Here is a 4,260-nt window from a genome sequence, read left to right on the forward strand (position 1 = left end):
CGCAATCGGCGATCCGCGATTTTGGCCGTTCTTCGAAGCAGCGCAAGCGTGCGGCGCGGCAATCTTCGTCCACCCGTTGCGCCCCGCCGGCATGGATCGATTGGTCGGACCCACATCGCTCGAACAGATCGTCGCGTTCCCGGGCGAGATTGGGCTGGCCGCGGCATCGATCATTACGGGCGGCCTGTTGACCCGATTTCCGCGCTTGCGCATTGCGCTGAGCCATGGCGGCGGAGCAATCCAGACCGTCTTGCCGCGCATGCAGTACGCGTGGGAATGCCAGCGCGCCCTGCGAGAAGCGATTCCCGTGGCACCAGTTGATGCCGCGCGAGCGCTCTACTACGACGATCTTCTCTACAGCGCGACGTCGATTCGCGCGCTTATCGAAACGGTGGGCGAGGATCGCGTGATGATCGGCACCGACTATCCGTTCGCGATCATGGACGCCGATCCGGCGGCCCGCGTGGCATCGCTCGAGCTCAGCGATGACACGCAGGAGGCGCTGCGATGGAGGAACGCGGCGCAATGGCTCGGGCTGGAGTAAGCATCGCGTTAGCGAGAAGGCCGAATGCAGGCACGCTGGACAAGCGCTTATCTATCCAAACATACGCTCTACAAAAACAATTCGAGACGCTATGAAAATGCATCATTTGCGTGACCTGCTGGCGGTCGCGGAGAAAGGCAGCATCAATGCTGCAGCCAAATATCTTGGCGTGTCGCAACCTGCCTTGAGCCGCAGCGTGCGCGAGTTGGAAAAGGAGATGGGCGCGCCTCTGCTGGAACGCCAGGCGACCGGCGCCGCACTGACTCCAATGGGCGACCTGTTCGTGATGCGCGCCAGCAGCGCGATGAACGAATTGCGTCGGGCGCGCGACGAAATTCAACAGATGCAGGGTTCGGTTCACGGCACGGTGGTCGCATGCATTTCGGCCATGGGGCACCAGGCACTTCTGCCCGAAGCACTCGACGTATTCACCCGGCGCTATCCGAACGTCCAGCTGCGGATCATTGAAGGCGTCTTTCCCATGATCGATGCACGCATTCGCAGCGGGGTGGTGGACTTTTACCTCGGTCCGGCACCGGAATGGGGAGCCGCGCCGGGGCTTCAACTCGAAACGTTGTTTAAGACGCGGCGCGTCGTTCTCGCGCGTAAAGGACATCCGCTTGCGGGCGCGCGCTCCCTCGAGCAATTGACCGAGGCGCGGTGGATCTCGACCTTGATTACGGCAGAGGCAGAAAAGGAATTTTCAGGGGTGTTCTCAGGCCGCGGCCTCCCTATTCCTAAGGTCGCTCTCCAGGCTGAAACAGCACTCACCTGGATCACTGCGCTGATTTCGACCGACATGCTCATTATGCTCCCAGACCAGTGGCTCAATTCCACGCTCATCCGGGATATCATCGTCCCGATTCCGATCGAGGAAACACTGGGGGGACCGTTCATGACCCTGGTTCGCCGCAGCAGTGTTCCGTCGACGCCAGCAAGCGAATACTTCTGCGATCTACTGCGGCGAGTGGCCAGCCGCCAAAACACGGCAGTACGCGATATAGACAAGCTACAACTCATTCGCCACGCGTAACTGAATCATCTAGCCATATCATGGATAGATGTCCGCTCACACGCCCGAACAAGTGCTGGCCGTTGTCCGGCCACGCATCTCCACGCCAAGCAACGTGCTGGTCAGGTCGAATCAGTACGTAACGGGCGTTGTACAACTCCGCGAGACTTGCGTTCCCTGGAGTAAAGACGGTCAATGGGATTCCAGCGGTGGTCGCGTCTTGCTTGGCCTGCTTCGTGATGAGTTCGACATCGTCCGCTTTCGAATCGGTTATCAATAGCGTGAAGCCCTGGCCGAAACCATCGTAGAGCGAACTGCCGTCTTCCATCCACGCGTGCGGGGCGACGCACCCCGGTCTTGCCGAAGGAACATATTGTTCTCCACCCTGCGGAGCATCCGCCGATCCGTCCGATACTACGATTGGCGACTCGCCATAGTGGTATCCCAGCACCACGCGCAGGTTCAAAAACTCCCGCGCCTTGGTGAGTTGGATGTGCTGACTCGCTTCGTCGCGAAGTCGCGCGCCCTCCTCACTCAGTTCCTCCAGACCGGGCTCAAACACTTGCGTTCCGATCAATGAGTGATTCGCGACTGCTTCGTCCATCACGAAGTTATGCACTGGGCGTCGTTCGGCTTCGTAGCTGTCCAACAAGGCAGGGCCGCCCCACCCTTGCAGCGTCGCCGCTATTTTCCATCCGAGATCGACGCCGTCGGCAACGCCCATGTTCATTCCATATCCGCCCATGGGGGGATGCAAGTGACACGCATCGCCTGCGAGGAAGATGCGTCGATCACGATATTTGTCGGCGATCAGGCGACTTGCTATCCATTCGTCAGTACTCAGCACTTCATACGGAAGATCGATCCCCGTCGCCTTGCGGATGAGATCCTCGGCTTCGCGATGGGTCAGCTTCAGATCCTTCGGCACATTCGACGGCATGAAGAACCATTTATCGCCTACATCCATGGGACCGACAACCCCCGGCGAGTCCGCGTTGACTTGCCAGTACATGATTGCGGGTCCATGAGCGTGAGCCTCGGCAAGTCCGGGCGCTCGAAACACGATATTGAAGTTTCTCGACAGGCCATACGTTCCCGACATCTTCGCGCCGATCACCTCGCGCACTGCGCTGCGCGCGCCGTCCGCACCGACCAAATACTCGCAACGAATCTCTTCATGGACGCCTGTCACCAAATTACGGATTTTCGCGTGGACGTGATCGTGGTCTTGCGTAAGCGCCTCGTACTCGGTAGAAAAATGAAGTTCTACGCCCGGAAGACCTTGAGCGTAAGCCCGCAGCACGTCTTCGAGCATGTACTGCGGAATCCACTGCGCATGCTCGGAATAAAATGCGTTCTTCTCAGGATTGCAATTGAACACGTGATCGAATTTCGCCAGCCGATGACCGCCTAGCCGAGTCACGAAAAGAACATGAGAAGGGTAATCGAGCCCGAAGGGTGAAGCCTCGGCAAGGCGGTCGGCGATACCCCATCGACGCAGATGCTCCCGAGTCCGGACATTGGTCGTCTTGGCTCTCGGCGCATAACCCGTGCGATCATTTCGCTCGATCACCATGCAGGGAATCGAACGGCTGCCGAGTTCGATGGCAAGCGCAAGGCCGGTCGGTCCTGCCCCGACTATCAGGACTTTCGTCTTCAGCTGTTTCTCGTTTGTGTTCTTGTCAGTGTTGTCTTCGATCATAAGTGTTTTTGCGTAGTTGCATGGGATTCACTTCCCTTGCACGTTGATAGGTCGAATGATCTTTACTGTGCCGTACCAGTGTGTGCAGAGATAGATGCCATATGCGCTGTCCCTATGCCGGGCGGGTATATCGTTGTTTGATAAAACGCGCAAACCCGAGCTTTCGCAGACGGACTACGCGCCTAGGCAGCGAGCACGCGACGCAGGCACGCCGATATGCCGATTCATGACGGCAAGGGCTATCAGGCCGACAATCAGCATGCCAACAACGACGCCGAAGAACAGACTGCCGCCCACTTCAAGCAGCATCCCACCGCCCAGCGCGGCCAGGATTCCCCCAAGCCGGCTGATGCCGACGCAAACGCCGATCGCCGTCGCGCGATAAGTGGCTGGATAAGCTGTCGCGGCAAGCGCATAGACAGTCGACTGGGACATGCCGCCACCCAATCCTGCCAACGCCATGGTCATATTCAATGCAGAGAGCTTCGCGACGCCCCCCGCCAGAAGACTCGGAAACGCGATACCCGCACAAATGCCCACCGCGATGGATAGCAAGATTAAAATGCGCGATCCCGCACGCGGCAAAAGCACGACGCACACGAGGACGCCGAGAACGGCGGAAAACGTATAAACCGATGTGCATCGAATGGCCCTGGGCATGTTAAATCCGGCACCGACGAACACGGTTGGTGTCCACATGAAATATGCGAAGGCGACGTACGACAGCGTGAAGAACCCAATCCAGAGTCCGGCGTTCACGCGAAAATTCAACGATGAAAGCAAGCTCGTGCCTGCTCCGCGCACAGACTCGTTGAGCGGTGTTCGATCACCCTCGCCTGGACGTGTAGAAACATTAACGCCAAGCACCCGCTTGATCCAGGCGAGCGCTTCGTCCCGGCGCTTGTGGCGAGTTAAGAACGCCAGTGACTCGGGCAAATAAAGCATGCTCAACGCCGCCGTGACAACTGTCAATCCACCGGCCGCCACAAAGATGCTGCGCCA

General features: G+C 58.6%; 4 protein-coding genes. 2 read left to right on the top strand and 2 right to left on the bottom strand.

Annotated features, from left to right (window positions below; all coding sequences use genetic code 11):
• Both ACFFAR_RS26125 and ACFFAR_RS26130 read left to right on the top strand, forming a co-directional pair.
• Window positions 1–544, top strand: a 544-nt coding sequence (locus ACFFAR_RS26125; RefSeq protein WP_375508734.1) for an amidohydrolase family protein, incomplete at its 5' end; no start/stop codon positions are given.
• A gap of 91 nt (window positions 545–635) precedes the next feature.
• Window positions 636–1,577 carry a LysR substrate-binding domain-containing protein gene (locus ACFFAR_RS26130; protein ID WP_375508735.1) on the top strand — a complete coding sequence of 314 codons (942 nt, stop codon included), beginning with the start codon at window positions 636–638 and terminating at the stop codon, window positions 1,575–1,577.
• On the opposite strand, the gene ACFFAR_RS26135 is transcribed toward ACFFAR_RS26130, so the two are convergent.
• Both ACFFAR_RS26135 and ACFFAR_RS26140 read right to left on the bottom strand, forming a co-directional pair.
• Window positions 1,561–3,258 (bottom strand): FAD-dependent monooxygenase, encoded by a 1,698-nt coding sequence (locus tag ACFFAR_RS26135; protein ID WP_375508736.1) that lies wholly within the window; start codon window positions 3,256–3,258, stop codon window positions 1,561–1,563. The genes ACFFAR_RS26130 and ACFFAR_RS26135 overlap by 17 nt on opposite strands.
• Window positions 3,259–3,432: 174 nt before the next feature.
• A partial coding sequence (locus tag ACFFAR_RS26140; RefSeq protein WP_375508737.1) for an MFS transporter occupies window positions 3,433–4,260 on the bottom strand: 828 nt, incomplete at its 5' end.

It is taken from the genome of uncultured Caballeronia sp. (assembly GCF_964243625.1).
Classification (GTDB): Bacteria; Pseudomonadota; Gammaproteobacteria; order Burkholderiales; family Burkholderiaceae; genus Caballeronia.